Origin of the sequence: Synechococcus sp. OH20 (assembly GCF_047502685.1) — a bacterium.
Classification (GTDB): domain Bacteria; phylum Cyanobacteriota; class Cyanobacteriia; order Thermostichales; family Thermostichaceae; genus Thermostichus.
Window position 1 is genome coordinate 121,754 of sequence record NZ_JANSIQ010000011.1, and the last position, 25,981, is coordinate 147,734.

Genomic DNA, 25,981 nt, shown 5'->3' on the forward strand with positions numbered 1-25,981 from the left:
CAGCTAGAGACGGTATTGCCGGTACACTTCGCTGGCGGCGCGGTGCAGCAGCGAGTGGCGGTACACAAGGCGGGCAAGGTCTTGGCCATAGCCGCCGCCGATGACGCAGGCGACCGGATGGCCCCGTCTCACGCAAGTATCCAGCACCTGCATGTCGCGGCGAAACAGCCCCTCGTCGCTGAGGGCCAGCTTGCCCAAGAGGTCTTCTGCGTGGGGATCCACCCCCGCGTCGTAGAGCACCAGATCGGGGCGCACCTGGGCCAAGAGATCCGGCAAGTGGTCGGCCAAGATTTGTAGATAGGCTTCGTCTTCCAGGCCCACCGGCAGAGGCACGTCCAGGTCGCTCTGTTGTTTGGTGGCCGGGAAGTTGGCGGCGCAGTGCATGGAGAAGGTAAACACCCGCGGCTCGGAGCGGAAGATCCAGGCGGTGCCGTCGCCCTGGTGCACATCCAAGTCTACAATCAGAACCTTGTGCACCAGCCCCTGCTGCAGCAGGACTTGGGCGGCAATGGCCAGGTCATTGAAAATACAGAAGCCGGAGCCGTAGGTGGGAAAGGCGTGGTGGGTGCCGCCGGCGGTATTGCAAGCCAGGCCGTGGCGCAGGGCCAACTGGGCGGTCAGGACGGTGCCGCCCACGGCTCGACAGGTGCGCCGCACCAGCTCAGGGCTCCAGGGCAGGCCGATGCGCCGCTGCAGCTTGGCTTCCAGGGATCCCTCACAGTAGGCCCGCACGTACTCTGGCGTGTGCACCGATTCGATCCAAGCCAGGGGAGGCAGCTCCGGCTGATGCACTTGCTGAGAGCGGATCACCCCTTCCCGCAGCAGCAGCTCGTGCAGGAGGCGGAATTTGGGCATAGGAAAGCGATGGCCCGGCGGCAGGGGGGCGCTGTAGTCGGGGTGGTAAACGACGGGCAAAGACATTCAAAGCAACCGGATTGACGGCGGTGGGCATAGTCTATGACAGCTTCAGTGCTTATGGTAGAGGTAGCCCGCTCCTGTCAGATCCCTGCGGAAGTCTTGCTCTGTTCTCTTCTCTGGATTGCCGCGATTTCCTATGTTCACTTCCTCGGATCCCTTTTTGGATCGCCTCTTGGCCCAGCGCTATCGCCTCACCCATCTGCTGGGGCAAGGAGGCATGGGGCGGGTCTATTTGGCCCAAGATCTGCTCTTTGGCGGGGTGGAAGTGGCCGTTAAGCTGCTCTCCCAGCCGGCAATGGACGAGCAGGCCCGCCTGCGCTTCGAGCGGGAAGCGAAAGCCTGCGCCGCTTTGGGCCAAAAGAGCCTGCACATTGTCAAGGTGAGCGACTACGGCATCACTGCCGATGAGGTGCCCTTCTATGTGATGGAATACCTGAACGGCCAAACCCTCAAGGATATTCTGGCGGCGGGACCTCTGCCTCTGGAGCGCTTTTTTCGGCTGGCCCGCCAAATTGGCCTGGGGCTCAAAGCAGCCCACGAAGGGATCCTCTTGGAAGGGCAGCGGATCCAGGTCATCCACCGCGACCTCAAGCCGGCCAACGTGATCGTGGTGGCCGACGAGAGCTTGGGGGAGCTGGCGAAGCTGGTGGATTTCGGCATTGCCAAGCTGCTCAACACCCGTGAGTCGCTGAGCCTCACCCACGCCTACTTGGGGACGCTGGCCTACTCCTCCCCAGAGCAATTGGAAGGGTTGCCGCTGGATGCCCGCTCCGACATCTACAGCTTCGGGATCATCCTCTACCAGATGGCGTCCGGCCAGATGCCCCTCCAGCCCACCACGGAATCTTTCCCGGGCTGGTACCAGGCCCACCACAAGCAGCGCCCCCTGCCTCTGGAAGAGCTGGGACTGCCCGCTGGCCTCTCCGACCTCATCCTCAGTTGTTTGGCCAAAGATCCAGCCGCCCGTCCGCCCACGGTGGCCAATGTGTTGGCAGAGCTGGAGCGCATCCAAGCCGGGATCCAAAGTTCCGCCCCTGTTGCCTTTCCATCGCCAGGGATCCGTGGCGCCTCGCTTCGGGATCCTGCTCCTTTAGCCACAGCCGGCACGCTGCGTCTCAGGCCCGTGACAGGGGCCACTGCGGCGGAAAACAGGGGACCCCTGCGCCTGATCCCCTTCTTGGCGGGCGGTTTGCTGGGTTTGGCTTTGGTGAGTTGGGGGTTGGGGCGGTTTCTGCAGCGCCCTGCAGCTCCGGTGATCTCCGGCTCTCGCCCCTCGCCAGCTCCCACGGAGTTAGAGGATGAGCGCCCCGGAGCGGGTGCGCAGCCCGATACGGCCCCTGAACCTCTTGCTCTGGAGCGGGTCAACGGCGGTGCTGCCCAGGACGCCGGCAAGAGGGAGCGGGATCCGGCGCCGGAGCTAGAGCCCTACGCCAGCAGCGAGCCGGTGTTGCGCGCCTTCCCTCTCCAGACTTCCCGCGAGGTGGTGCGGGCCGCCCTGGGATCCCCCAGCCAGCAGGGGCGGGGCGCCTGGCCCAACACCGTGTACGACCTGTACCGCTTGGGCGGCATGAACTTGAGCCTCACCTACGACGAATCCAGCCTGGCGCTGCAACAAATCGAGGCCACCATCGCCGACGACGTGCCCGCCCCGCAGGCGGAAGGGCTGCTGGAAGACATGCTGCAGGCCCCCTTGCCCCCCCAGTTGCAGCGAGAACTGCAGGCGGTGCGGGAAAACCGTTCTGAGCGCGTCCAGTTCCGCTCCGGCTCTTGGTCTGGCCTCGTCGAGCGCACCCCCCAGGGCCACCTCTACCTGGCCGTTTGGGATTCCCCGCCCAGCCCTTCACCTTCCCCGCCCACCGTCCCCGTTGCCCAGCCCCGTCCGGCCGCTGCCGGCCCTCCTCCCGGCCAGACCATGCAGGAGCTGCTGCGCCGTACGCGCGAACTGCGGGGAGATTGAGCCATGTCTGCTTCCGAAGACAAAAAGTCGCTGTTGAACACCGTTGTCCACTTCTTCAAAACCCTGGCAATGGGGCGGCCTTTCCCTGCTGGGCCCACTGCCCTCCTCAAGCCCCCCGACCCTCCCCCGCCCAAGCGCCCGGTGCGCCTGCGGATTACTTGGCCGGGAGAAGCTCCCCAGGTGTTTGTCCTGCAGGGATCCGACATTCTGGGTCGCAGCCAGACGGTGGCCACCATCCGCATCCCCGCCCCTGCGGTGAGCCATCTGCACGCCTGCGTTCGCCCGCGTCCGGGTTGGCGTCTGCCCGGCCTGGGGTGGCGGATCCCGTTGCCCCCGATTCTCTACTGGCTGGGGTGGAACGCCGGTCGCTACCAACTGGAAGATCAAGACTCCACCAACGGCGTCTTTCGCCTCAAGCCCTTTGGCGGCGCCGAGCGGGTGCGGCGGGTGATCCTGCGCCATGGCCAGCGACTCAGCCTTGGCCCGCCCCGGGATCCGGAGAGCGTGTTCATTCAGGTGTTGGATCCACCGCCGCCGCAGGTGTACGGGGTGCGCGGCTGCCTGATCCTGATGGTGCTCTTGGGGCTGGGGGCGAGGATTTGGATCGGCCACGAGTGGAGCAAGTTCTCAGTAGAACCGCCGCTCGCCGCCGATCGCAACCCCCTCATCGTCCTGGCCGGGGATCGGCAAACCGAACTGCGCCGCCACCAGGGGGATACCTACCGGGAGCTGCCCAACCTAGAGGCCTTCGGCCCGATTCTGCCCAAGGTGGTGGTGGCCGCCGAAGATCACCGCTTCTACTCCCACTTCGGGGTCGATCTGCTGGGCATTGGCCGCGCCTTTTGGGTCAACCTGCGCTCCGGAGAGGTGCAGCAGGGGGGCAGCTCCATCAGCCAGCAACTGGCCCGCACCGTGTTGCGCGACTACACCGGCTCAGGCAACACCTTTGGCCGCAAGCTGCGGGAGGCCGTCGCCGCCCTCAAGCTGGAACGGCGCTACAGCAAAGACGAAATCCTCACCCTCTACCTCAACAACGTCTACCTGGGCAACGGCATCTACGGCTTTGAGACCGCCGCCCAGTTCTACTTCGGGATCCCCAGCCGCCAGCTCAGCCTTTCCGAAGCCGCCACCCTGGCCGCCATCCTGCCTGCTCCCAATGCCTTTAACCCCGTCGCCAACTACGATGCCGCCGTGCGGGGCCGGGATCGGGTGTTGGATCGCCTCAGCGAGCTCCAAGTCTTCCCAGAAGAGGAGATTCGGCGGGCCCGGCGCAGCCGCCTCACCCTCAACCCCAATCTGCGCTCCCAGACCTCGACGGTTGCCCCTTACTTCTACAGCACCGTCTTCCAGGAGCTGCGGCAGCTTCTGGGCCAAGACCTCTCGGCAGAGGGCAACTTCATCATCGAGACCACACTGCATTTGCCCTACCAGCGGCTGGCGGAGCAGGCCCTGGCCCAAACGGTGCGCGAGGCGGGCTCCCGCCTGGGCTTCAGTCAGGGTGCCCTAGTCAGCCTCGACAGCCGCAACGGCGAGATCTTAGCTCTCGTGGGCGGGATCGACTACAACGCCAGCCCCTTCAACCGGGCTACCCAAGCCCAACGGCAGCCGGGATCCACCTTCAAAGTCTTCACCTACGCCGCCGCCCTCAGCCAGGGGATCCCGCTTTCGCAGGTGCTCTCCTGTGAGCCGCTTACTTGGGGCAACCTCACCTTTCAGGGCTGCCGCTCGGGAAGTACCCCCATGGACTTGGCCCGCGGCTTGATCCTCTCCGAAAACGTAATCGCCCTGCGGTTGGCCCAACAGGTGGGTCTGGAGCAGGTGGTGGCCATGGCGCGGCAAATGGGGATCCAATCCCCCTTGCAGCCCTATCCTTCCCTGGTACTCGGCACGATGGAGGTGAACCTGCTGGAGCTGACCGCGGCCTTTGCTCCTTTGGCCAATCGCGGCCTTTGGTCCAGGCCCCACACCATCCGCCGCATCCTGGATAGCAGCGATTGCGCCAACCCCGACGACTTTCGCACCTGCCGCGAGATCTACCCAGGCCGCGAGGATCCCCGCTCGCAGCGGCTGGTTTTGTCGGCAAGCGTCGCCCAGCAGATGACCGCCGTATTGCAAGGCGTGATCCGCTCCGGCACCGGCACCGCCGCTCGCCTTGGGATCGGAGAAGCGGGCAAAACCGGCACCACCACCGCCAACAAGGATCTGCTCTTTATCGGCTACACACCCAACCCGCCTCTGGTAACCGGCATTTGGCTGGGCAATGATGACTCCAGCCCAACGCGAGGGAGTAGCGGCATCGCCGCTCAAACTTGGGGAAGTTACATGAAGCAAGTCATTCAATAGCTCGCCAAAGCCAATCAGACAACTCCACATCCCGACAACTCGACAAATAGACGCTTTGCCTCCCTCACCCCCAGCCCCTCTCCCCCAGCCCTCACCCCCGGCCCCTCTCCCAGAGGGAGAGGGGAGTTAGAGCGGCGCGTCCGCGACAGCGTTGCGGAGCAATAACGACGTAGAGAAACGTTTCATTGCTATCTGAAATGGCTATAAGCTGGAAAAGGCTGTAACCTAAGCCGATTAAGTCTTCGGGCTGTTGTCAGAACTGTCTCTGAAGTCCGAGTAACAGAAACGGGGAAGATCAGCAGGATTTGCGGAGAATGGTCGCGATCTGGATTAGGGCTTCTTGAAACACCTCTCGCTCTGGCTGACCTTGCTTGAGCTGGTATTCCAGTTGCAAAAGTTGCTGCATTGCCTTCAGCAGAGCTGCGCTTTCCAGGGATCCCACCTCTTTCTGTAAAAAGTAAACTCGGTTGGGGTTGGCGATCTCTGCTTTTTGGGCGATGACTTTGGGATCCCGTTCTCCCTCCTCCAGCAGCAGCCGTACCCACAGCCAGGTGCGGAATTGGCCCACCAACACTGCCAGGATCTTCAGGGCCGGCTCGTTGTGATCCAGCAGATGGGCCAGGATGGGCAGGGCCTGATCCAAGTTGCCCTGGCGCAGGGCGGCCGCCAGTTGAAAGCTGTTGTAGGCGCTGGCGGGAACCAAGGCCTCGATTTGCTCAGGGGAGATGGGATCCTCTTGAGCGGCTGTAAACAGAGCCAGCTTTTCCAATTCCATCGCCAAGCGGCGGGAGTCGTTGCCCACCGCCTCGGCCAACTTCTGGGCTGCCGCCGGGCTGAGCTTGAGATGCCGTTGCCGGGCTTCGCTGTATACCTGTCTAAGAATGCCCTCTTCATCCCAGGGAGGCAGTTGGGGAAACTCGCGGACGATGGCCACTTTCTTGAGGATTTTGGTGGATTTGAGGCGTCCGTCCGGCTTGCTGCTGCTGGTTAACAGCAAATGTGTCGTGGGGGGCAACTGGGCCAGGGTGCGCTCCACTGCTTCCCACAGCTCTTCCGGGCAATGTTGGGTGAGTGTCGTCTCCTCCAGCCAAACCAGGCGGGCGTTGGATCCCAGGGGCGGCGTCATGGCCTGGCTGAGGCCGACAAGCGTCGATTCCGGTGGCAGGCGATCGTAATTAAAAGCAGCCCAATCGGGATCCAGCACTTGATCCCGCAACTGCTGCACCGCCTGCATCAGCCGATAGGTGTCATCTCCCCAGTAAAGGTAGACGGGCATAATACCCTAGCCCCCTCATCAACGCTCTGGCTGGATCCCTGGCCAACCTGTTTGATTGAGGCGGCTGCAGATCCCAGCAAGTTGCTCAGCCTCCGCAGAGCCGCCACTGCAACTGGTCTCCAGCCCTTTTCCGTGGTTTCTCTAGGCGTTATTTTACGTAAATCAACGCGCATGCTCCCGCCCTTTGTCCGGGATCCCCCAGAAAAAACCGGGCCAGGTTCAAGCCTCTTCCCTCTCTCTGAAAAAAGGTGCCAGCTTTGCATGATCTTTGATTTGGCCCTAGCTTGGCAAATTCTGTGTTCCCACTGAAGAAAGATCATCAATCTTCTCCTAGATTGAGCTTAGGGATAGGCATCGGGAGGGGGTCGCGAACGATGGACACCATTGGCGAACTGGAGTTCAAGGTACAGGTTCTGGCTCGCTGCCTGGGATCTGCTTTGGGTTTAGGCCGTCCTACCCGTGTTCAGATTCATTATTGCGATCCTCAAACCTTGAATGCAGACAAATCGGGATCGGTGATTTCTCCTTTCAATTCCCAAGAAGTTAAAGGATCTCAGTTTCGCCCGTTGGCCTCGGTTGCCTAAGTGATGTTTCGAGCTTGGTCTCGACAAGGCTATCAAAATCTCTGGATACCTCTCGGCCAAAAAGAGACGGGTGAGCAGTTTAATGGGGGGATAATTCCCCCCAAAGTTGTTTCGTCTTGGGCTGCCTCTAAAACAACCAGCCCTGAAGCCAAGCCCAGGAAGAAAAGATTAGCCTTCTAGAAAGGGGATCCCTCTTGCCTTCCCGCCCTTGCTCCTGTCCGCTGGGGATATAAACTCGGAAGATGAGCTGAAGCCTAGGGTGTTGGAAGGGGTCATGCAACGAGCAACGCAAGCATGGCGCGGCCTGCTGCTGCGGGATTTCTCTATCGAGTCCTGGTGGCAGGGCAGCCTTTTGAGCCGAGTGTCGGGATCCCTGCGGCAGTGGGGCAAAAGCAGCCGGCTCGTCCAAACCTTGGATTGGATCGGTTTGGGCCTGGTGCTGCTCTACTGGTTTTTTTCGGCCCAAAGCTCCACCGGCATCCTAGGTCTGATTTTGCTGGCTATGGCGGCGCTTGTGGTCTTGGGCTGGCTGGTGGAAACCCCGAATTGGCTGCCCGTCCATCTGCCCCTAGGCCTGTTTTGGGGCATAGCCACCCTGGCCACAATCCTGTCGCCGGTTCCCTATGCAGCGCGGGACGGCTGGCTGAAGTTGACGCTCTACCTGGCCGGCTATCTGCTGCTGCAGCGTCTGCTTCGCCAACTGCAGTTCCGGGATTGGATCGTCGGATCCCTGCTCTTGGTCAGCTTGGGGATGGGGGTCTATGGCCTGCGGCAATACTTTTACGGGGCTGCCGAGCTAGCCACCTGGGTGGATCCGGAATCGGGCTTGGCAGGCCTGACGCGGGTGTACAGCTTTCTGCGCAACCCCAATTTGTATGGGGGCTACCTGGTTCCGCTCCTCCCTCTGGGGCTGGCTGCCATTTGCATCTGGCCGGGCTGGGGGATCAAGCTCTTGGTTGGGTTTACAACTGCCGTCAACTTCATCTGCCTGATGCTGACCTACAGCCGCGGCGCCTGGATTGGCGGCCTAGCAGCGCTGGGAATGATGGCGGTGCTGCTGGCGCAATGGCAAACCCCCCACTTGCCAGCCCGTTGGCGACGTTGGACGCTGCCGGCTCTGTTGGGAGGGGGGGCAGCCACGTTGTTGCTTGCGATCGTAACAGTACGCCCCCTGCGGCTGCGGGCTCAGAGCCTCTTTTGGGGACGGCTGGACACCAGCAACAATTTTCGCCTCAACGTCTGGGCCGCCGCGCTGGACATGATCCGCGACTTTCCCATCTTGGGGATCGGCCCCGGCAATGTCGCCTTCAACCGCGTCTATCCCCTCTACCAGCGGGGCAACTTCAGCGCCCTTGGGGCCTACTCGGTGCCGCTGCAACTCGCCGTGGAGACAGGCTTCATCGGATCCCTGGCTTTTGCCTGGTTTTTGTTGGTGCTCTGGGATCACGGCTGGAGAGGCTGGAACACTTTGCTCAGCTCCCGGGATCCCGAGGGCCTGTGGGTGGCAGCAGGCTTAGCGGCTTGCACCGGCATGATGGCCCACGGCCTAGTGGATACCATCTGGTACCGTCCCCAGGTACAAATGCTGTGGTGGCTGGCGGTGGCCCTCGTCACAGCCAGTCTGGGTTCTCCTCGATCCTCAACGGCCGCTGAAAGACCCAGCTCGTGAGATGCCGGCGCGGACTTCTTAGAGTGGCCCGGGCTTGGCCTTCTGGTCTTGACGAGAGCAAATCTAGAGTGGTAAGCATTCTCAGTAGAGGAACGAAAATGTATCTAGATTTACAATTTGCAGGTTTTAGTAGTGTTAGAAATTAGCGGAATTGCTGGGGATATGGGAGGCCAATGAAAAAGATCGAAGCTGTAATTCGGCCCTTCAAGCTAGATGAGGTGAAAATTGCCCTGGTCAACGCCGGCATCGTCGGCATGACGGTGAGCGAAGTGCGGGGTTTTGGTCGACAAAAGGGACAGACCGAGCGCTATCGGGGATCCGAGTACACGGTAGAGTTCCTGCAAAAGCTGAAGGTGGAGATCGTGGTCGAAGACGACCTGGTGGACACGGTTGTGGAGAAGCTGATCGCGGCGGCTCGCACCGGCGAAATCGGGGACGGCAAGATTTTCATCAGCCCTGTCGAGAAGACGATTCGCATCCGCACCGGCGAACTCAACCAGGACGCCCTGTAGAGAAGGTGAAGGTCTTGGAGCCTGGGTAGCTCGACCCGAGTCCCAGGCTGGCTTGCAGTGGGCAAATGAGGGATTTTTGCCCTATCTACTAGTGCGTTGTGAAAAGTACCGTCACTTTAGGTAAGTCGAAAAGCATGTCTACAACGATGATCCAAAAGCATAAGAACCCGCTACCTCAGCGGCTTGGGCGACTGGCCAAGTGGAGTCTAACTGCTGCTCTGACGATTTCGCTGGTTTTCCTATTGGGCCAGGGGAGTGCCTTCGCCCAGGACGCGGAAGTCGTACAGGAACATGCTGACATTGTCTGGACACTGGTGGGGGCAGCCTTGGTGTTCTTCATGCAGGCGGGGTTCGCCATGGTGGAGACGGGCTTTACCCGCGCCAAAAATGCCGCCAACATCATGATGAAAAACCTGATGGACTTTTGCATGGGCTGTTGCGCCTTTTGGTTCATCGGGTTTGGCCTGATGTTTGGAGAAAATACTGGCTTCTTTGGCAGGAGCTGGTTTGCTTTCAGTTGGCAGCAAGCCCACGAAGCAGGGGATTGGCCCTTCACCTTCTTTGTCTTCCAGATGGTGTTTGCCGCCACCGCTGCCACCATTGTTTCCGGGGCCATGGCGGAGCGCACCAAGTTCGTGGCCTACCTCATCTACTCTGTCGTCATCTCTGGGCTGATCTACCCCATCTCGGGGGGCTGGGCTTGGAATGGGCTGTTTGGCGACTACAACGGTGGCACTAGCGGCTGGCTGGAAAATCTGGGCTTCATCGACTTTGCCGGTTCGGGCGTAGTGCATTTGGTGGGGGGCGCTTCCGCCTTGGCCGGGGCCATGGTGCTTGGCCCTCGCATCGGCAAGTACGGCCCCAACGGCGAGCCGCGGGCGATTCCCGGCCACAACCTGCCCCTGGGGATGCTGGGAGTGTTTATCCTCACCTTGGGTTGGATTGGGTTCAACGCCGGCTCGACCACAGCCGCCAGCCCCGATATCGGCTGGATTGCCATGAACACGCTGCTGGCAGCTTCGGCAGGGGCCATTGGGGCGATGATCACCTGCTGGGCGCATTTTGGCAAGCCGGATATGACCTTTGCCGCCAACGGGGTGCTGGGCGGCTTGGTAGGGATCACCGCTCCTTGCAACACTGTCCACCCTCTGGGAGCTTTGATCATCGGTTCGGTGGCCGGGATCCTGGTGGTCATCTCGGCGGTGATTCTGGATACGGTGCTGAAGATTGACGACCCGGTGGGCGCCGTTTCGGTACACGGCACCTGCGGTATTTGGGGGGTGTTGGCAGCCGGGATCCCTTGGTTTGCCCACGCCGATTCAGGGGTGACCTGGGCGCAATTTGGGGTACAAGTTGTGGGCGCTCTAGCCTATTTCTTCTGGCCTTTCCTCACCTGCTTGATCCTGTTTTTGATCCTCAAGGCAACCGTTGGCCTGCGCACCAGTGCCGAAGAGGAGCTGGCCGGCTTGGATGTGGGCGAGCATGGTAACGTGGCCTACCCGGATTTTGTGATTGCTTCCGCCGAGTTGGACCAACCTTGAGGCGGCACCCCGGCTCTGAGGGGGATCCAGCGGCACCAATCGCCACTGTCAACGATGAGGAGGGCCAAGCCTGGCCCTCCCTGGCTGTAAACTGGGATGCGGTTGGATGCACTTTTGGATCCCATGCACCTGTTGATCCCGGCGGCCGGGAGTGGCAAGCGGATGGGGGCGGCGGTCAACAAGCTGTTGCTGCCACTTTTGGGCCAGCCCATCTTGGCTTGGACGTTGCAGGCGGCGGATCGGGCCGGTTCCATCGAGTGGATCGGCATTCTCTCCCAGCCCGGCGATTGGCCGGCCATGGAGCAGATCCTGGCGTCCATCGAGCTGTCCACGCCGGTGCAGCTTCTGCAAGGAGGGGCGACGCGGCAGGAGTCGGTTTACAGGGGAGTGGAGTATCTCTATGGGCGGGGAACGGTGGAGCGGGTGCTAATTCACGATGGAGCTCGCTGCTTGGCCACCCCTGAATTGTTCGATCGCTGCAGCGCCGCTCTGGAGCAGGTGGACGGCTTGATTGCGGCGATCCCTGTCAAGGATACGATCAAAGTCACCGAGACCGGCCCCAAGGGGATCCAAATCCAATCGACACCGGAGCGCAGCCGGCTGTGGGCAGCTCAGACACCGCAGGGGTTTCGCCTGTCGCTCTTGTGGCAAGCCCATCGGGAGGCGCTGGCCCAGGGGTGGCAGGTAACCGATGACGCAGCCCTGTTCGAGAACCTGGGTTGGCCGGTTTACATCGTGGAAGGGGAGGAGTCTAACCTGAAGTTAACCACCCCCTGGGATCTGGTGCTGGCCGAGCAAATTCTACAGCAGCGCCTCGAGCTGGCGCGTTAGCTTAATCCCTTACTCTCTGTCGCCCTCACCCCCAACCCCTCTCCCAAAAGGAGAGGGGAGTTTTGGGGGATCGGCTGCTGTTAGGATGCAGGCTGCTGGGGCGAGAGGAGAGCAGATGAGCGAGGAGACTTCGTCCTACTGGCCTGTGCACATTGTCGGCGCCGGCCCCGGGGATCCCGAGCTGATTACCCTGCGGGGCCAGAGAGCGCTCGCGGAAGCAGATGTAGTATTCTACACAGGCTCTTTGGTGCCGGAGGGGCTGCTGACCCATTGTCGCCCTGGGGTGGAGGCCATCGACACACGAGCGCTCACTTTGGAAACGCTGCTGCCCCAGATGGTGGAGCGGGTCAAGGCAGGGCTGCGGGTGGTGCGGCTGCAGGATGGGGATCCGTCTCTTTACGGTGCTCTGCACGAGTTGCTGATTCGGCTGGCGGAGGCCGGGATCCCCTTTGAGATCGTGCCGGGGGTGAGCGCCTTTCAACTGGCAGCCGCCCGTCTGCAGGTGGAGCTAACGGTGCCGGAGCTGGTGCAGACGATTATCCTCACCCGCGCCAGCGGTCGGACGCGCGTGCCGGCAGCGGAAGCCCTGGCCAGCCTGGCGGCCCACCGCGCCTCTTTGTGTCTCTACCTGAGCGCCCGCCATGTGGAACAGGCCCAGGCGGATCTCCTGACCCACTATCCCGCCGATACCCCGGTGGCCATTTGCTACCGTCTGGGCTGGCCGGACGAGCGAATCTGGCTGGGATCCCTGGCGGAGATGGCGGCCCTCACCCGGCAAGCCAGCCTGGAACGCACCGTGCTCTACCTCATCAGTCCCGCCCTACGGGGCTTGGCAGGAGCCGGCTCGGCCCGCTCGCGGCTCTACAGCCCTGACCACGCCCACCTCTTCCGCCCCAAAATTGGCCGGCGGGCCCATTTGTAACAGACTCTTTCAGTATATTGACGGATGACGGCAGGCTGAACATAATGACGATGAGGCAGCAAGATGAGGTCAAATACTTTGGCTTCTGGCTGCAGGGCGCCCATCTTTGCCAAAAGAAGTGGATCCCTTTTGGGGTTGTTGCAAGACTTTTTTTCTCCCTCTTTCTAGCCTTATGCTTATGGATGACTCATCTGCTGCTCGCAGCGCGGCAACCCTGATCAAGACTTTGCAGAAGGCCCTTGCTCCCCTGCCAAGCCGTTCGGCGCTGAAACAAGATGTCCTTTACCTGATGGTGGAGCTCCCACAGCAGGGACTGTTCAGCCGCTCTATGGTGTTGCAGCGGGTTGCCGACCAATTGGAAGGCGCGCCGGTGCAGGGAGTCAGCCAACTGGTGGTGTACGGTCGGCTGCAGGGAGAAACACAGCCGCAGTGGAAAAAAGTCTTCTATTTGTCTTCTGGGAAAAGCGGTGCCGACGCCACGCAGATTGTATTGCCGGACGCCAAGATTTCCGAGATCAAGGTGCTGGATGCCCAAAAACCTGTTGTGGATCCCGATGGCAGCTCTGATTTTCGCAAAGTTAAAACTCTAGAGGCGCCGGTTCCCAAAACCCAGAAAGAGCGACGCTCAGAGCCTGACCCAAGTCAGTCTCCTGCTGCTCATGCCTCTGCACAGGCCCAAGCTGGGATCCCGACCTCTCCGCCCACGACTGCCCCTGCTCGCCCCAGTTCTCCCATCAGCCTTCCGGTCAACGTTCAGGCGCTTGGCCAGCAGTTGCACCAACCTACCCTACGACCCTTCCTGGGGGGAGCCCTGGCTTTGTCTCTCCTGCTGGGGGCCGGGTTGGTGGTGCATTCTTTCCGGCAGCCCGACGTCCCTGCCCGGGCCAGATCGCTGGGAGTAGGGATCCCTCTGTTGATCCTGGCTGCAGGGGGGAGCTGGCTGGGGTGGAAAGGCCGGCGTGCTGTCAACACCTTTAAGCGAGAGGGATCCTCTGATCCTTTTGCAGAAGGTTTGTCCTTTTTACAAGCCAATCAAGTTCCTGAGGCAGTGGAGCGGTTTCAGGAGGCCGTGTCCCTCACCCAGGGATCTGCTCAAGTTGAGATCCATAGCCTGCTCGGCCAAGCCTGGGCCGAGAAAGGCAACTGGGCAGAAGCCTTGGCCCAGCAACAAAAGGCCCTTGAGTTGGATCCCCACTTCAGCCAGGCCCACCTCCGTATTGCTCAAATTCGCCTCAAGTTGGGGCAATGGGACGAGGCGATCGATTCCTGTTGGTCTGCTTTGGAATTGAACGATCGCCTGGGCCTGGCCCACCACCTGATGGGGCAAGCGCTGATGCGCAAGGGCCAGTTGAAAGCGGCAATAGCAGCTTTTCAAACCGCCCTCAATCTCGATCTGGATCCCGAATTAGCCGCCGCTGTGCGGGTGGATCTGGGCTTGGCCATGGTTCATGCGGGGCGTCTGGCCCAGGCTGGCCAAGAGTTCAGCCAGGTGCTCCTCTCCGGCAGCTCCTCCAAGCTCCAGCAGGGCCGCGCCCACTACGGGCTGGGCTTGGTCTTAGCGGCCCAGGAGCAGCACAACGAAGCCATCAAGAGCTACCAGCGAGCTCTGGGGCTGGTGCCCAACTTGCCTGAGGCGGTTGCTGCCATCGGCTTGTCCTATTTGGGTCAAAAACACCGCGACGCCTCCGGGCGCAAGTTTGTCTGGCCCCAGCAGGTGCAAGAGGCTGTGCAACAGTTTGAACAAGCGTTAAGAGAACACCCAGATTTGCCCGAAGCCCACTTTGGCTTGGGGGAAGTGGCCCGTATCAAGGGGGATCTGAGCTCGGCGGTGTCCAGCTATCAACGGGCGATGCGCAGCAACGGCAGCTACGGCATGGCCCACTATCGCGTGGGATCCGTCTTGGCCCGCCAAGGCAAGCTGGAGCAGGCCATCGATCACTTTCGCTCGGCTTTGGAAATTTCTCCCAACTTCCCCGAAGCCAGAGGGAGCCTGCAGCGGCTTCTCTCCAAGCAGATGGAAGAGGTGCATACCGACCTACTGCCCGTGTAAAGATGGGAGCTGATCGACGCTGAGGGATCCCGGTTGCCGCCCGACAAGATGCGCGCCCGCCTGCGAGAGGTTGCCGCTCCAGCCATGAAGGGATCCCTGCCCACCGTGGTCTTGGCCGGATGTGGCTATGGAGCCATCGATGCCCTGCGGGCCCTCAAAGGGCAAGCGCGGGTGATCGCCATCAATCCCCGCCCCTACATCGTCAACTCGGGCATGTCCACGCGGCTGCTGAGCGGTCGGTTTTCCCTGGATCTGGTGCGGATCCCGCTGCTGGAGCACATTCAAGCCAATGGCGCCCAGTTTCTGCAAGGACGAGTAACCCACATTCACCCGCAGGCGCAAACCCTGACCCTGGAAGGCGCAGGCGGGAGCCAAACCCTTGCCTACGATTACCTGTTGGTGAATGTGGGGCGGGAGCTGCGGGCCATCGACGGGATGCAACATGCTTTCGCCATTCGACCGGCAGAGCAACTGCTGGCCGCCCAAACCCGGATCCGGCAGTGCTGGCAGCGGGCGGCTCAGGGGGATCCGACGCCGGGCCTGCTGACCTTTGTGGTGGTGGGGGGAGGTTGCACCGGCACAGAGCTGATGGGAGAGCTGTACGACCTCTGCCGCGAGATGAGCGCAGCAACGGGGATCCCTTTGGCGCGGGCCCGCCTGCTCCTGATCCATGGCCAGGCCCATCTGGTCGAGGGCTTCTCAGAACGCTTCCGCCAGGAGGTGGAAAGGGAGATCCGCCGCTTGGGGGTAGAGATCTGGGCGGAGCGCCGGGTAAAAGCCTTCGGGCCACAGCAAGTTTGGCTAGAGGATGGCAGCGAGCTGGTGGCCCAGACCCGCCTATGGGCGGGTGGGTTGCAGGCGCCCGCCTGGCTGAGAAGCTGCGGCCTGCCGCTGGGGCCGACGGGATCCCTGCTGGTGGATGAGTGCCTGCGGGTGCAGGGGGCAGAGCGCATCTTGGCCTTAGGGGACTGCGCCGACTTTGTCTGGGGATCCCGTCTCTTGCCCAAGATCGGCGTGTACGCGGTGCGCCAGGGGCCGATTGCAGCACAAAACCTGCTGCGGCTCATCCGCGGCCAACCCCTGCTTCCCTACCGACCCCAGGCCACTGTGTTTGTCTGCGTTACGGTGGGAAACCGGGTTGCCGTCGCCGAGAAGGGCAGGTGGGTCTGGCGCGGCTACCTGGCCACGCTGCTGAAAAACCTGTTCGATTGGCTCTACATGCGCCAACGCAAGCCCGTGCGCTGGCAGGCGTTTTTCTACTAAATCTCTACAGAGAACGGGGTTAAGATTAAGTTACAGATTGGCCGGAATGGGCTAGCTTCCTCGGCTTCTCGATCTCGACCCTATCGCCCTTCAACCCTCAAAAGCTCTTGACGCTCTCCGGCCCAAGCAGCGACCAAGCGGGAACAACAATGCCTCTCGATAACCTGCGCGGACTCTATCAGCAAGTCATTCTGGAGCGGTACAAAAAGCCCCGCAACTTCGGCAAAGTGGATCCGGTTCATCGCCACCAACGCGGCTACAACCCTTCCTGTGGCGACACCATCGACCTCACCTTGCAACTGGATCCGGATCAAGAGCGAATTGTCGATATCAAATTCGAGGGCGAAGGCTGCGCTATTGCCCTGGCCTCTGCCGATCTCATGGCTGACGCCGTGCGGGGGCGCACCATCCCCGAAGCGTTGCAGTTGGTGGATCACTTCCAAGCCATGATGCGCGGCGGCGCTGAGTTTCCGCGGGAGCAGCGGGCCTTGAACGCCATGAAGGGAGTTGCCCAATTTCCGGTGCGCATCAAGTGCGCCAACCTGGCCTGGCATGCCCTCAAACACGCGCTGGAATCGCCCGAACCCAGTGGATCCCCGGACAACCCAGATTTTGTGAGCAACGAAAACACCGACTAGGTTTCGAGCTCTGAGCGGTAACGTAAGGGATCCCTGTTATCCAGGAAACTCCGAGGATCAGGGATGCCAGGGTGCCTCTTTGGCTCGTCTGGGAGCCAATGGCCTCAGCAGCAAGCCCTTCAACGCCGCCACTCTGGCCGCCGCAATCGCGGCTCTGCTGAGCTGGGATCCCTGAACCTGCCCCCCCCAGATCCGTAGGATCCCCGCCGCTATCCGCCAAATGGCGTAGAAAAATCCTATAAATCGCGTACGTAGATCCTCGGTGTTTTACGTTTTTTTACGGATATCCAGGCTATAATGAGGACGTGAACGTTGGAAATACGGAGGAAACGCAGATGCAAGCTGGTGTCGATCTAACGCTAGACTACCGTACTTACCGCATAGCGGCCCTGTTGAGCGAGAGCTTTTCTTTGGGAGCACTGCTGGGAGTATCCCTCAAGTGGCAGGGTGAGGCCTCTTCTGAGGACGAGCCGCGGGCCGGAGTTTCCCGCCTCTCGCTGGAGCAGATTAAGCAGCGCTATCTCGTTCCTCGGCGCAAGTAACCGGGACTCTCGAAGCAACTCTCTCAAACGGAAACGACCATGAATACCTCTCTCGATTTTCTCCCTGTTGCTCCGGCCCCTAGTATCGCAGAAGTCGTGGAGCAAGTTTTCCGCAGCGGCCTTCTCAGTTGGCATCAAGAAAACCTCATCAACGAGCTGCTGTTTCAACGGTATTACTCCGAGGCCGACCTGGAAATGCTGGATCGCCTGACTTTGGCGTTGCTAAATCGGCAAATCGAAGTGGAAAAAAGTTTTGTAGCAAAAGCTGCCTGACCGCCAAAACGCATCAAGTTCCTCCAAAGCAACAGGGGATCCTCTGCGGATCCCCTTACCTGTCGATTGAGCTAGAGTCTCCTCAGCAAACGCCGAGGAGTTCTGGGCTGCAGCGGCCGGGTGTGAGGGCTAGACCGCGACGGTCTTCTTCACCTGAGCTGCCAAAGCGCCAGAAGCATACTTGGCTGCCATCTCATCCAAGGTAACCACCGGAACCTTGGTGCCATGGCCGGCACAGCCGAAGGCGATGTAGCGCTCAGCGCACACTTTTTGCATTTCCTTAATAGAAGGCTTGAGGAAAGAGCGGGGATCAAAGTCTTTCGGATTTTCGGCCAGGGCGCGGCGCACGGCAGCCGTGATGGCCAGGCGGTTGTCGGTGTCGATGTTGACTTTGCGCACCCCGTTTTGGATGCCCCGCTGAATTTCTTCCAGCGGCACGCCGTAGGTCTCGGGGATGGAGCCGCCGTACTGGTTGATGATGTCGATCAACTCCTTAGGCACCGAGGAGGAACCGTGCATCACCAGGTGGGTGTTGGGCAGGCGGCGGTGGATCTCGGCGATGCGCTCCATGTCGAGAATGTCGCCGGTGGGCTTGCGGGAGAACTTATAGGCGCCGTGGCTGGTGCCAATGGCTACAGCCAGCGCATCCACCTGAGTTCGCTCCACAAAGTCCACCGCTTGGTCGGGGTCGGTGAGCAGTTGGTCGTGGCTGAGGGCCCCTTCAGCACCGTGACCATCTTCTGCTTCGCCACGGCCTGTCTCCAGGGATCCCAGGCAGCCCAGTTCCCCTTCCACGCTCACCCCAATTGCGTGGGCCACTTTCACCACTTCGGAGGTAACGGCCACGTTGTACTCGTAGCTGGCCGGCGTTTTGGCATCTTCTTTGAGGGAGCCATCCATCATGACGCTGGTGAAGCCGTTGCGGATGGCAGAGTAGCAGGTGGCGGGGCTGTTGCCGTGGTCTTGGTGCATGGCGACGGGAATGTGGGGGTAGGTCTCCACCGCCGCCAGGATCAGGTGGCGCAAAAAGTGCTCGCCCGCATACTTGCGTGCCCCTCGAGAGGCTTGCAGGATGACCGGACTGTTGGTTTCATGGGCAGCTTGCATGATCGCTTGGATCTGCTCCATGTTGTTGACGTTGAAAGCCGGAATGCCGTAGCCGTGTTCGGCGGCATGATCCAGCAGCGTCCGCATTGCAACGAGAGCCATCGGTTACCTCCTGAGGTGCTGACCTAATGCGTATAAGGTTTGCTTACCGTTGATCTTAAGATACTTTTTACGTTTTGGCGGATAAGCCGCCGGCGATCTGCGTATCTTGCCGAGGGATCTTTGCAACCATTGGCCGTGAGGCTCGCGCTCAGACGCAACAGGCCCACCAACCTCTCCAGATACAGTAGGAAAGGGCCGGGAGGGCAGGACTTTTCCCATCGAGGAAGGCTCTGCCCCTGCCTGACCATGTGTTCATATCGTTTCTGCATTGGTTGTCCGGAGGAATGAGAAGGTGCATTGCAATCCGTGGCCGGTCTTGGGCGCCAACCGAGGGAAGGCTCTATCCTGTGGGGGTAAACAACTGCCCTTGTCTCAAGGGAGAGGACTCCGACCCGCTAAGGCGATTGGTTTGGCCATAGCCTGCTGGGCGGCAGCGGGTCTTCGCTTGGCCGCTTGGGGGATCCCTGGGCAATCTCCGGATCAGGTGGCCGCCTGGGTGAGGGAGAATCCCGTGCTGCGGCCCCGTCCGGGCGAAACCCTGAACATCAACCGCGTGGAGCCGGATGGATCCCGGTTTACCTTTTTGGCCTCGGTGGCTCCGCCAGGACGGATCATCAACCCGCTGGATCGGGAGACGATTCGCTCGGAGCGCATGACCTTCTTTCGCCCACAAGGGCTGACGGCGGAAGATCTCTTTCAGGCGATTCGCGAGGTCTATGGGCCAGAGATTGCCGCCGATTTGGATCGGGCGGTGGAGGTGATCCGCTACCCGTCCCCAGAGGCCCTGGCGAATACTCCCGGCTATACCCTGGCCTTGGCCATTCAAGGCGTGGTGCTGCGGGGAAACCAATTCGTCTATTGGCTGGAGCTGACGCAAAACCCCGATGGCCGCGTGCAGCAAGGCCAGGTGTGGGTGTTTCAAGAGGAATGGCTGCCCAAGGTAGAAGGGGAGTTGGCGGAGCGCTTCCCCCTGCAGGTGATGACCCGTTGAGAACAAAGAGCCTGGTGCTCCCAGTCCTGAAGAGAAGGAGCGCCTGTTCAGGGGCGGCGGGAGCTGTTGACATCCAAGGCCGGCCATTCCACCCGTTCCACCTGGGGCCGAAAGCCCAGCCAAGGAGTGGCCAAGCGGGCAAATCGCTCTGGATCCCCGCTCACGCAGAAACGGTAGGGTTCCTCCTGGGCGGCGGCCGAGGGGCGGCGCAAGCCCCACAAGCTCAGTTCGCGGGCCAGGGATCGCACCAGCGCCACGCCGGGATCCACCCGTTTGACGGCTGGGGGCAGCAGGGATTTCAAGAGGGGATCCAGCAGCGGGTAGTGGGTGCAGCCGTAGACGAGGGTATCGATCCCCTGTTGCAACAGGGGCTGCAGGTAGCGTTCGGCCGCTTGCCGCAGGGCGGGGCCGTCCAACTGGCCGGCTTCGATGAGGGGGACGAACTCCGGGCAGGCCTGCTCCCAGCACTGGACAGGTTGGGGAAAACGCCTGCGATCCAGGGCGCTGTACTCCTGAATGGCCCTGGAGTAGGCGCGGCTTTTAACGGTGGCCGCCGTGGCAATCACCCCAATGCGGGATCCCTGAGACAAGGCCGCCTGGGCGCCCGGCAGGATCAGCCCCAGAATGGGCAGGGCGAACTCCTGCCGCACGTGTTCTAGGGCCAAAGCTGAGCTGGTATTGCAGGCCATCACCACCAGCTTCACCGGCTGCGCCTGCATCCACGTCAGAATTTGCCGCACAAAGGTCAAGATCTCCTCTGGGGAGCGTTCCCCATAGGGCAGCCGCGCCGTATCGGCAAAGTAGAGGAGCCGTTCCTGGGGGAGGCGGCGGCGCAAGGCTCGCCAAACCGTCAGCCCGCCCAAGCCACTGTCAAACACCCCAATTGGCCAACCGGGATCCGGATCCCAACGCATGCTCCGTTCTCCTCAACACCTTGGCTAAGCTGCTGTATCCTACCCTGCCTCTGAGGCTGTCGGCATCGCTTTCTGGCCCTCTCCCTGGGATCGGCTGCAGGACCTTAGCGGCTGCGCAGAAAGGCCTCAATGCCCTCGGCAATGGCCCGCGCCAAAATAGCCTGGTATTCGGCAGTAGCCAATTTTCGCCCTTCGGTTGGGTTGGTTACATAGCCCAACTCCAGCAGCACGGAAGGCATACCCACGGGCGTTTCCCGCACCATGAAAAAGCGGGCCCGTCGCACCCCCCGGTCGGCAGCGCCGGTGGCCCTCACCAAGCTGCGGTGCAGGATGGTGGCCAGCTCGGCGCTATCGGGCCGCAGGTAGTAGGTCTCGATGCCGTGGATGCCGGAGCGATCCAGGGCGTTGGCATGGATGCTCACCAATAGGGCAGCGTTGGCCTGAACGGCCATATCCACCCGCGGCTGCAGCAGCACTTCCCGGTCGTCGGTGCGAGTCATCACCACTCCATAGCCCCGCTCTTGCAGCAGTTGTCGTACCTGGTGGGAAACGGAGAGGACGATGTCCTTCTCCTGGATCCCATCCACTCCGATGGCGCCGGGATCCCGTCCGCCGTGTCCCGGATCGACGGCGATGACCGTCCGGCCCTGGGGTGGAGGAGGGGAAGCTTGGGCAGACGGTTGCCGCTGAGGTGTTGGCGGCGGGGCGTTGAGAGGCCGCAGCTCCAAGGTAATGCGGCGGGATCCCTGGCCGGGGTGGGGCTCAAACACATTGAACTCTTCGGCAGGTTGCACCAGAATGCTGACCGTGCGGGCATCTTCTTGCACAAAGCGGATCCGCTCCACCGGCCCCCCAACCGGCAAGCCGGGATCTGGCAAAGACTGGGGCAGGCGAGCCGGCGCCACGTTGATGCGGTAGCCGCCGCTTTCCGGATCCCAGCCAGCCCGGTAAAACAGGAACCCATCGGCGCTGATGATGAGCTGATTGCCCTGCAGCTCCACCGAGCGCAAGGTAGCCAGCGGCCCTTGGGGATCGCCCTGGCTGACCTCCGGCAAAAGGCTGGCCTGGTCAGCGCCACCGGCGGGCTGGATCCAGATCCCGCCCTGCTGCGGGTCGTAGCGGGCTTCCCAATCGCCACTCGAAGGATCCACATCCAACACCACCCGAGCAATCGTGGGCTCAAACTGCCCGATGCGCAGCCGCAAAACCCCCAGACGGTTGACGATGTAGGCTCGTTGGGTGAGGGCGGGGCTGAGGGTGGTGTTGAGAAAATCCACCACCACCCGATCCGGATCGAGGATGCGCCGCACCGTGGTGGCGGGGCTGCCCTGGGTGCGGATGAAAAAACCCTCCGCCTGCGGGGATACCCCCAAGATCTGATGGTCGGCACGGGAGGGAGCGGGGCTGCGGGGAGGTGGCGTCCGCGAAGGAGGGGACGCAGGATCGCGGGGGCCAGGGGGAAACAGCGGGGCGGCAGGCGAGGGTTGGCCGGCCTGGAGGAATTGAACAGCCCAGCGGGAGGGGCCGGCGGTGAGCAGTTGCAGTTGGTTGAGGCTGAGAGGCTGATCCGGCTGCAGATACAGCACAAAGCGGGTGATGGTCTCTGTGAGCTGGCTGATCTGCAGGGAGGCAACACGGCCTGGGAAAGTCTGGGTTTGGGGATCCCGTCCATAGCGGGTGTTGGGAAAATCCAGAACAACCCGCGGCGGATTCTGGAGCACAAACAGGAAAGGCCGCACCTCGCCCTGGGTGTTGACTTCCAGCCGTCCCTGCTGCGGATCGTAGTACCAACGGTCGATGTGAGATAGACCTGGAGCCGTGGTTGCCTGAGCCCGGACAGGTTGAGGGAGAAACACGCCTGCTCCGGTTAAGCTCAACAGCAGCATCGCCCCCCATATCTGCCTTGACCCTGGCTTGTCCAATTCGGGCATGACCCTCCATCCACTCCGCACACCTGCTGCCCTCAACTATACCAACCTCCCCCGGGAGCGGCCTGAGAGGGAGCGCAATTTCGCTCTTGCTGGCGGGGTTGGGGGATGATGGGTTCGCTCCTTATTTTTGATTTTTGGAGGTATCCTGGGATGCCCAGCCCACCGGATCCCCTCACCCTAGCGCGAGCTGGGGACAGCCAATCGATTGTGCGGGTTGTGCGGCTGGAGCTGCTGCGGCGACGCTGGCCCGGACGGGTGAACTTTGCCGATGAAACCCTGCACATCCACCTCACCGGATCCCTGCCCCAACAGCCATCTCTGCTCGTTGCCCAACTGTTTTTGATGGTGCAGCAACTGCGGATCCCGCGGCTGAAGCAAGTGGAAATTTGTGCTTACCGCGGCTCCCAATTGCTCTGGCAGCGCAGCCTCAAGTTGGGATCCCAGCAGCGTTGGGATCGCTTTTCTTTCGATAGCTGGGCGGTCAATATCTGGGCTTATCCGGTTGCATTTGCAGTGGCCCTGCTGGTAAACAACGTTGGCTTGTTGCAGGTGTTGCATTTGCCTTTACACATCTGGATTCACGAGTTTGGCCATGCCACCATTGCCTGGTGGAGCGGACATCCAGCTTTGCCCCTGCCCTTTGGCTGGACCAGTATCAGCTCAAAAGAGGATCCCTTTGTATACTTTGGGATCCTTTTTTTGCTGGCTTTGCTGTTCCGGTCAGCCCGCAAGGAACGGATCCGATGGCTGCAGGCGTTGGCTATTTTTCTGGCCTTGTTGCAGTTTTATATGACTTGGCTGCTGCCCAATCGTACCAAAGAGCTGCTGATTACCTTTGGCGGCGTTGGCGGTGAGTTTTATCTCAGCACCTTTTTAATAGCCAGCTTTTATCTTCGCTTGCCGGATCGTTGGCGATGGGATTTTTGGCGATTCATAGTGTTGGGAATTGCAGCCAGCAGCCTATGGAAAAGCTTTTGGCAGTGGCACACTATCCAATTGGGCCTGAACCAGATCCCTTGGGGAACTCTGTTTGGCGGGCAAGGAGATGCCAGTGGGGATATGAACCGCCTAAACTACGAGTTTGGCTGGAGTACCGATCGAATTATCCAAACCTACACTTTTTTGGGAAATTTGTGTGCCTTAGTCGTATTGAGCCTCTATGTCATATTCCTGTTGCGGGCAAACGATGAGATTTGGCTCTACCTGCGAGCAAGGCTCATCCTTTGGATGAATGGTTTGGGACACTTCGGCTCAGGCAAATGTCCTTAACAGCTTTTTCCAGCGTTATCTACTCCAGCCAAGGGAGCTACATCCCTCACCCCCAGCCCCTCTCCCAGAGGGAGAGGGGAGATCGACATAACGAGCCGTTTCATGGCTCTTGGAAATGGCCAGAACTTGATCGGATCCAGAAGGTGTTTTCAGACCGGCGATGGTCTGTCGAGCATTCGCTCTATGCTGAGGGATAGATGCACAGCAGCGGTGCCTTGCAATGTCAACCCCTTTCCCTTGGCCCTACCGCACCCCAGGGATCCCGGATTCTGCCTTTGAACGCATTCCAGGGATCCCGATGAGCCCTCGCGAGGTGCGCGTGTTGGTGCTGAGCCAGTTGCGCCTGGGAGAGAACCACTGCTTGTGGGATATTGGCGCCGGAACGGGCACGATTGCCATTGAAGCGGCTGTTCTGTGCCCCAAGGCTCGCGTGATCGCCATCGAGCGAGACGCAGAGGTGGTCAGCTTGATCGAGAGCAATTGTGAGAAATTTGGCCTCACCAACGTGCAAGTGATTCAAGGTACTGCCCCCGATTGTTTGCAACACCTTTCTCCTGCACCGGATCGCATCTGCATTGAGGGAGGCCATCCCCTACGGGAGATCCTGGAAGCCTGCTGGAGCCATCTCAATCCCAACGGACGGATCGTGGCGACAACCAACTCTTTGGATGGGCTCTACGGCCTCTCCGCCGGTCTGGCTGCTGTGCGGGCTCATCATGTGGAGGTCATTCAATCGGCGGTGAACCGTCTGGAACACCGCGGTCGGACTCAAATGTTGCTGCCGCTGGATCCCACTTTTGTTTTAAGCGGAGAAAAAATGAGCTAAGTTTTATATAACCTGTTTACATTTTTTGGTAAATCTTTTCTCAAAGCGACAGACAAAATTAGATAGGTTCATCTCAGCTATCCTGAACCAGTAAGAAGGATGGGCCCATTCCAAACCTTAAGCTATGCCGATATTTCTCGAACTCAAACTCAAATCTGCTCTTATACCAGATTAAGAGAGCTGGGAAACCCCAATGGCTATGGACCAATTCCAACACCCCTTTCAGGAGTCACGGGAAGTCAAGCTGCGGCAACTGTTGATTCGAGAGCGCTGGCCGGAAATGCTGAAGGGCTGCCGGGCTTGCATCCATTGGGACGACTTCAAGCGACCGGAATGCTGTGGTGACTGCGGCATTGGGGATCGGCGCAGACAAGAGATAGCCAGAGAGAGCCCGCCCAGCAAATCCTCAGGAACTTAGGGATCCCAGCCGCTGTTGTGGCTTGTAGTAACGAGCGCCTCTCCCAGGATAGCTATGTCGTGGATCCCTAGAAAGACCCTCTTGGCCCACCTCTCAGAAGCCCATCCCAGGCCACCTCAACAGCAGCACCGGGATCTCTGTAAAGCTTTATACCCAAAATTCAGCGACAGGGTCGGAGACAACCCTCAAACCCTGATTTTTCCGCTGGCCTGGTCAATCTTTTGCTGGATCTCGGCGGTCGCTTCCCTGCGGGGAAGTGGAATTCATGGAAAGAACTAGGGCCGCCAGGGAAACTGGCGAAAGTTGGGAGGGCGCTTCTCCAAGAAGGCGCGTTTGCCCTCGGCAGCTTCCTCGGTCATGTAATACAGCAGCGTCGCGTCCCCGGCCAGCTCCTGCAGCCCCATCTGGCCGTCGCAATCGGCGTTGAAAGCTGCTTTGAGGCAGCGGATGGCCAGGGGGCTGTGCTGGAGGATCTCCCGCGCCCAGCGGATCCCTTCTGCTTCCAGTTCCTCCACGGGCACCACTGCATTGACCAGGCCCATCTCCAACGCCTGGGCGGCTGTGTACTGGCGGCAGAGGAACCAAATTTCGCGCGCCTTCTTTTGCCCCACCACCCGCGCCAGGTAGCTGGCCCCAAAGCCGCCGTCGAAGCTGCCCACCCGCGGCCCGGTTTGGCCAAAGATGGCGTTGTCGGCGGCAATGGTCAGATCGCAGATGAGATGCAAAACATGGCCCCCGCCAATGGCATAGCCGGCCACCAGCGCAATCACCACTTTGGGCAAGGAGCGGATGATGCGCTGCAGATCCAGGACATTAAGACGCGGGATCCCGGCCTCGTCCAGGTAGCCGGCCTCCCCCCGCACGCTCTGATCCCCGCCGGCACAAAAGGCATATTTTCCATCCGTATGCGGCCCGGCGCCCGTCAAGAGCACGACTCCAATATTAGGATCCTCCCGCGCATCCAGAAAGGCGTCGATCATCTCGGCAACCGTCTTGGGGCGGAAGGCATTGCGTTTGTGGGGCCGGTTGAGGGTGATCTTGGCGATGCCGTCGGTTTTTTCGTAGAGGATGTCTTCGTAGAGCTTGGCCGTCTGCCACATGGTG

Annotated in this window: 22 protein-coding genes; 16 read left to right on the forward strand and 6 right to left on the reverse strand. The window is 60.8% G+C overall.

What is annotated here, in order from left to right; genetic code table 11:
- Nucleotides 1-3: 3 nt before the first annotated feature.
- On the reverse strand, nt 4-921 hold the full coding sequence (locus NW826_RS02565; protein WP_414509364.1) for a histone deacetylase: 918 nt from the start codon (nt 919-921) through the stop codon (nt 4-6).
- A 133-nt stretch (nt 922-1,054) separates the two neighbouring features.
- Here NW826_RS02565 and NW826_RS02570 point away from each other — a divergent pair, with 133 nt between their 5' ends.
- On the forward strand, nt 1,055-2,875 hold the full coding sequence (locus NW826_RS02570) for a protein kinase domain-containing protein (RefSeq protein WP_414509365.1): 1,821 nt from the start codon (nt 1,055-1,057) through the stop codon (nt 2,873-2,875).
- Nucleotides 2,876-2,878: 3 nt separating this feature from the next.
- Nucleotides 2,879-5,218 (forward strand): transglycosylase domain-containing protein, encoded by a 2,340-nt coding sequence (locus NW826_RS02575; RefSeq protein ID WP_414509366.1) that lies wholly within the window; start codon nt 2,879-2,881, stop codon nt 5,216-5,218.
- A gap of 295 nt (nt 5,219-5,513) precedes the next feature.
- Here NW826_RS02575 and holA read toward each other — a convergent pair whose 3' ends face one another.
- Nucleotides 5,514-6,494 (reverse strand): DNA polymerase III subunit delta, encoded by a 981-nt coding sequence (gene holA, locus NW826_RS02580; RefSeq protein ID WP_414332399.1) that lies wholly within the window; start codon nt 6,492-6,494, stop codon nt 5,514-5,516.
- 858 nt (nt 6,495-7,352) lie between these two features.
- Between holA and NW826_RS02585 the strand changes: the two genes are divergently transcribed.
- The 10 genes from NW826_RS02585 (at nt 7,353) to NW826_RS02630 (ending at nt 17,319) form a co-directional block, all read left to right on the forward strand.
- Nucleotides 7,353-8,747 carry an IctB family putative bicarbonate transporter gene (locus NW826_RS02585; protein WP_414332401.1) on the forward strand — a complete coding sequence of 465 codons (1,395 nt, stop codon included), beginning with the start codon at nt 7,353-7,355 and terminating at the stop codon, nt 8,745-8,747.
- A 173-nt stretch (nt 8,748-8,920) separates the two neighbouring features.
- Nucleotides 8,921-9,259 (forward strand): P-II family nitrogen regulator, encoded by a 339-nt coding sequence (locus tag NW826_RS02590; RefSeq protein WP_011430352.1) that lies wholly within the window; start codon nt 8,921-8,923, stop codon nt 9,257-9,259.
- A 134-nt stretch (nt 9,260-9,393) separates the two neighbouring features.
- On the forward strand, nt 9,394-10,800 hold the full coding sequence (locus NW826_RS02595; RefSeq protein ID WP_414509367.1) for an ammonium transporter: 1,407 nt from the start codon (nt 9,394-9,396) through the stop codon (nt 10,798-10,800).
- 123 nt (nt 10,801-10,923) lie between these two features.
- Nucleotides 10,924-11,631 (forward strand): 2-C-methyl-D-erythritol 4-phosphate cytidylyltransferase, encoded by a 708-nt coding sequence (gene ispD / locus NW826_RS02600; protein WP_414509433.1) that lies wholly within the window; start codon nt 10,924-10,926, stop codon nt 11,629-11,631.
- Nucleotides 11,632-11,746: 115 nt separating this feature from the next.
- Nucleotides 11,747-12,553: a precorrin-4 C(11)-methyltransferase gene (gene cobM / locus NW826_RS02605; RefSeq protein ID WP_414509368.1), complete on the forward strand. Its 807-nt coding sequence runs from the start codon at nt 11,747-11,749 to the stop codon at nt 12,551-12,553.
- Between the two features lie 178 nt (nt 12,554-12,731).
- On the forward strand, nt 12,732-14,603 hold the full coding sequence (locus NW826_RS02610) for a tetratricopeptide repeat protein (protein WP_414509369.1): 1,872 nt from the start codon (nt 12,732-12,734) through the stop codon (nt 14,601-14,603).
- Nucleotides 14,604-14,636: 33 nt separating this feature from the next.
- On the forward strand, nt 14,637-15,866 hold the full coding sequence (locus NW826_RS02615) for an NAD(P)/FAD-dependent oxidoreductase (RefSeq protein WP_414509370.1): 1,230 nt from the start codon (nt 14,637-14,639) through the stop codon (nt 15,864-15,866).
- Nucleotides 15,867-16,015: 149 nt separating this feature from the next.
- The gene (gene sufU, locus NW826_RS02620) at nt 16,016-16,504 is read left to right on the forward strand and encodes a Fe-S cluster assembly sulfur transfer protein SufU (RefSeq protein ID WP_414509371.1); all 489 of its coding nucleotides are present in this window, start codon (nt 16,016-16,018) and stop codon (nt 16,502-16,504) included.
- Between the two features lie 335 nt (nt 16,505-16,839).
- Nucleotides 16,840-17,046 carry a hypothetical protein gene (locus NW826_RS02625; RefSeq protein ID WP_414332414.1) on the forward strand — a complete coding sequence of 69 codons (207 nt, stop codon included), beginning with the start codon at nt 16,840-16,842 and terminating at the stop codon, nt 17,044-17,046.
- 39 nt (nt 17,047-17,085) lie between these two features.
- Nucleotides 17,086-17,319: a hypothetical protein gene (locus tag NW826_RS02630; protein ID WP_414365410.1), complete on the forward strand. Its 234-nt coding sequence runs from the start codon at nt 17,086-17,088 to the stop codon at nt 17,317-17,319.
- Nucleotides 17,320-17,448: 129 nt separating this feature from the next.
- Here NW826_RS02630 and fba read toward each other — a convergent pair whose 3' ends face one another.
- Nucleotides 17,449-18,528 (reverse strand): class II fructose-bisphosphate aldolase, encoded by a 1,080-nt coding sequence (fba, locus tag NW826_RS02635; protein ID WP_414332418.1) that lies wholly within the window; start codon nt 18,526-18,528, stop codon nt 17,449-17,451.
- Between the two features lie 409 nt (nt 18,529-18,937).
- On the opposite strand from fba, the gene NW826_RS02640 reads away from it, so the two are divergent.
- Complete coding sequence (locus NW826_RS02640) at nt 18,938-19,519, forward strand: hypothetical protein (RefSeq protein WP_414332420.1); 582 nt, start codon at nt 18,938-18,940, stop codon at nt 19,517-19,519.
- A 47-nt stretch (nt 19,520-19,566) separates the two neighbouring features.
- On the opposite strand, the gene murI is transcribed toward NW826_RS02640, so the two are convergent.
- Together murI and NW826_RS02650 are read right to left on the reverse strand one after the other, a co-directional pair.
- On the reverse strand, nt 19,567-20,433 hold the full coding sequence (gene murI, locus NW826_RS02645; RefSeq protein WP_414332422.1) for a glutamate racemase: 867 nt from the start codon (nt 20,431-20,433) through the stop codon (nt 19,567-19,569).
- Nucleotides 20,434-20,537: 104 nt separating this feature from the next.
- Entirely contained in the window at nt 20,538-22,364 is a 1,827-nt protein-coding gene (locus NW826_RS02650) for an N-acetylmuramoyl-L-alanine amidase (RefSeq protein WP_414509372.1), read from the reverse strand.
- A gap of 150 nt (nt 22,365-22,514) precedes the next feature.
- Between NW826_RS02650 and NW826_RS02655 the strand changes: the two genes are divergently transcribed.
- From NW826_RS02655 to NW826_RS02665, 3 genes are all read left to right on the forward strand, one after another.
- Entirely contained in the window at nt 22,515-23,633 is a 1,119-nt protein-coding gene (locus NW826_RS02655) for a hypothetical protein (protein ID WP_414332426.1), read from the forward strand.
- Between the two features lie 220 nt (nt 23,634-23,853).
- Nucleotides 23,854-24,459, forward strand: coding sequence for a precorrin-6Y C5,15-methyltransferase subunit CbiT (gene cbiT, locus NW826_RS02660; protein WP_414332428.1), 606 nt, complete (start codon nt 23,854-23,856; stop codon nt 24,457-24,459).
- Nucleotides 24,460-24,652: 193 nt separating this feature from the next.
- Nucleotides 24,653-24,877 (forward strand): hypothetical protein, encoded by a 225-nt coding sequence (locus NW826_RS02665; RefSeq protein ID WP_414332430.1) that lies wholly within the window; start codon nt 24,653-24,655, stop codon nt 24,875-24,877.
- A 275-nt stretch (nt 24,878-25,152) separates the two neighbouring features.
- Here the strand turns inward: NW826_RS02665 and menB are convergent, their stop codons facing one another.
- Nucleotides 25,153-25,977: a 1,4-dihydroxy-2-naphthoyl-CoA synthase gene (gene menB / locus NW826_RS02670; protein WP_414378485.1), complete on the reverse strand. Its 825-nt coding sequence runs from the start codon at nt 25,975-25,977 to the stop codon at nt 25,153-25,155.
- Nucleotides 25,978-25,981 lie beyond the last annotated feature (4 nt).

Excerpts from the sequence above, each read along its gene's own strand:
- NW826_RS02565 (WP_414509364.1), bottom strand. The coding sequence starts at position 921 with ATGTCTTTGCCCGTCGTTTACCACCCCGACTACAGCGCCCCCCTGCCG.
- NW826_RS02570 (WP_414509365.1), top strand. The coding sequence starts at position 1,055 with ATGTTCACTTCCTCGGATCCCTTTTTGGATCGCCTCTTGGCCCAGCGC.
- NW826_RS02575 (WP_414509366.1), top strand. The coding sequence starts at position 2,879 with ATGTCTGCTTCCGAAGACAAAAAGTCGCTGTTGAACACCGTTGTCCAC.
- holA (WP_414332399.1), bottom strand. The coding sequence starts at position 6,494 with ATGCCCGTCTACCTTTACTGGGGAGATGACACCTATCGGCTGATGCAG.
- NW826_RS02585 (WP_414332401.1), top strand. The coding sequence starts at position 7,353 with ATGCAACGAGCAACGCAAGCATGGCGCGGCCTGCTGCTGCGGGATTTC.
- NW826_RS02590 (WP_011430352.1), top strand. The coding sequence starts at position 8,921 with ATGAAAAAGATCGAAGCTGTAATTCGGCCCTTCAAGCTAGATGAGGTG.
- NW826_RS02595 (WP_414509367.1), top strand. The coding sequence starts at position 9,394 with ATGTCTACAACGATGATCCAAAAGCATAAGAACCCGCTACCTCAGCGG.
- ispD (WP_414509433.1), top strand. The coding sequence starts at position 10,924 with ATGCACCTGTTGATCCCGGCGGCCGGGAGTGGCAAGCGGATGGGGGCG.
- cobM (WP_414509368.1), top strand. The coding sequence starts at position 11,747 with ATGAGCGAGGAGACTTCGTCCTACTGGCCTGTGCACATTGTCGGCGCC.
- NW826_RS02610 (WP_414509369.1), top strand. The coding sequence starts at position 12,732 with ATGGATGACTCATCTGCTGCTCGCAGCGCGGCAACCCTGATCAAGACT.
- sufU (WP_414509371.1), top strand. The coding sequence starts at position 16,016 with ATGCCTCTCGATAACCTGCGCGGACTCTATCAGCAAGTCATTCTGGAG.
- NW826_RS02625 (WP_414332414.1), top strand. The coding sequence starts at position 16,840 with ATGCAAGCTGGTGTCGATCTAACGCTAGACTACCGTACTTACCGCATA.
- NW826_RS02630 (WP_414365410.1), top strand. The coding sequence starts at position 17,086 with ATGAATACCTCTCTCGATTTTCTCCCTGTTGCTCCGGCCCCTAGTATC.
- fba (WP_414332418.1), bottom strand. The coding sequence starts at position 18,528 with ATGGCTCTCGTTGCAATGCGGACGCTGCTGGATCATGCCGCCGAACAC.
- murI (WP_414332422.1), bottom strand. The coding sequence starts at position 20,433 with ATGCGTTGGGATCCGGATCCCGGTTGGCCAATTGGGGTGTTTGACAGT.
- NW826_RS02650 (WP_414509372.1), bottom strand. The coding sequence starts at position 22,364 with ATGCCCGAATTGGACAAGCCAGGGTCAAGGCAGATATGGGGGGCGATG.
- NW826_RS02655 (WP_414332426.1), top strand. The coding sequence starts at position 22,515 with ATGCCCAGCCCACCGGATCCCCTCACCCTAGCGCGAGCTGGGGACAGC.
- cbiT (WP_414332428.1), top strand. The coding sequence starts at position 23,854 with ATGTCAACCCCTTTCCCTTGGCCCTACCGCACCCCAGGGATCCCGGAT.
- NW826_RS02665 (WP_414332430.1), top strand. The coding sequence starts at position 24,653 with ATGGCTATGGACCAATTCCAACACCCCTTTCAGGAGTCACGGGAAGTC.
- menB (WP_414378485.1), bottom strand. The coding sequence starts at position 25,977 with ATGTGGCAGACGGCCAAGCTCTACGAAGACATCCTCTACGAAAAAACC.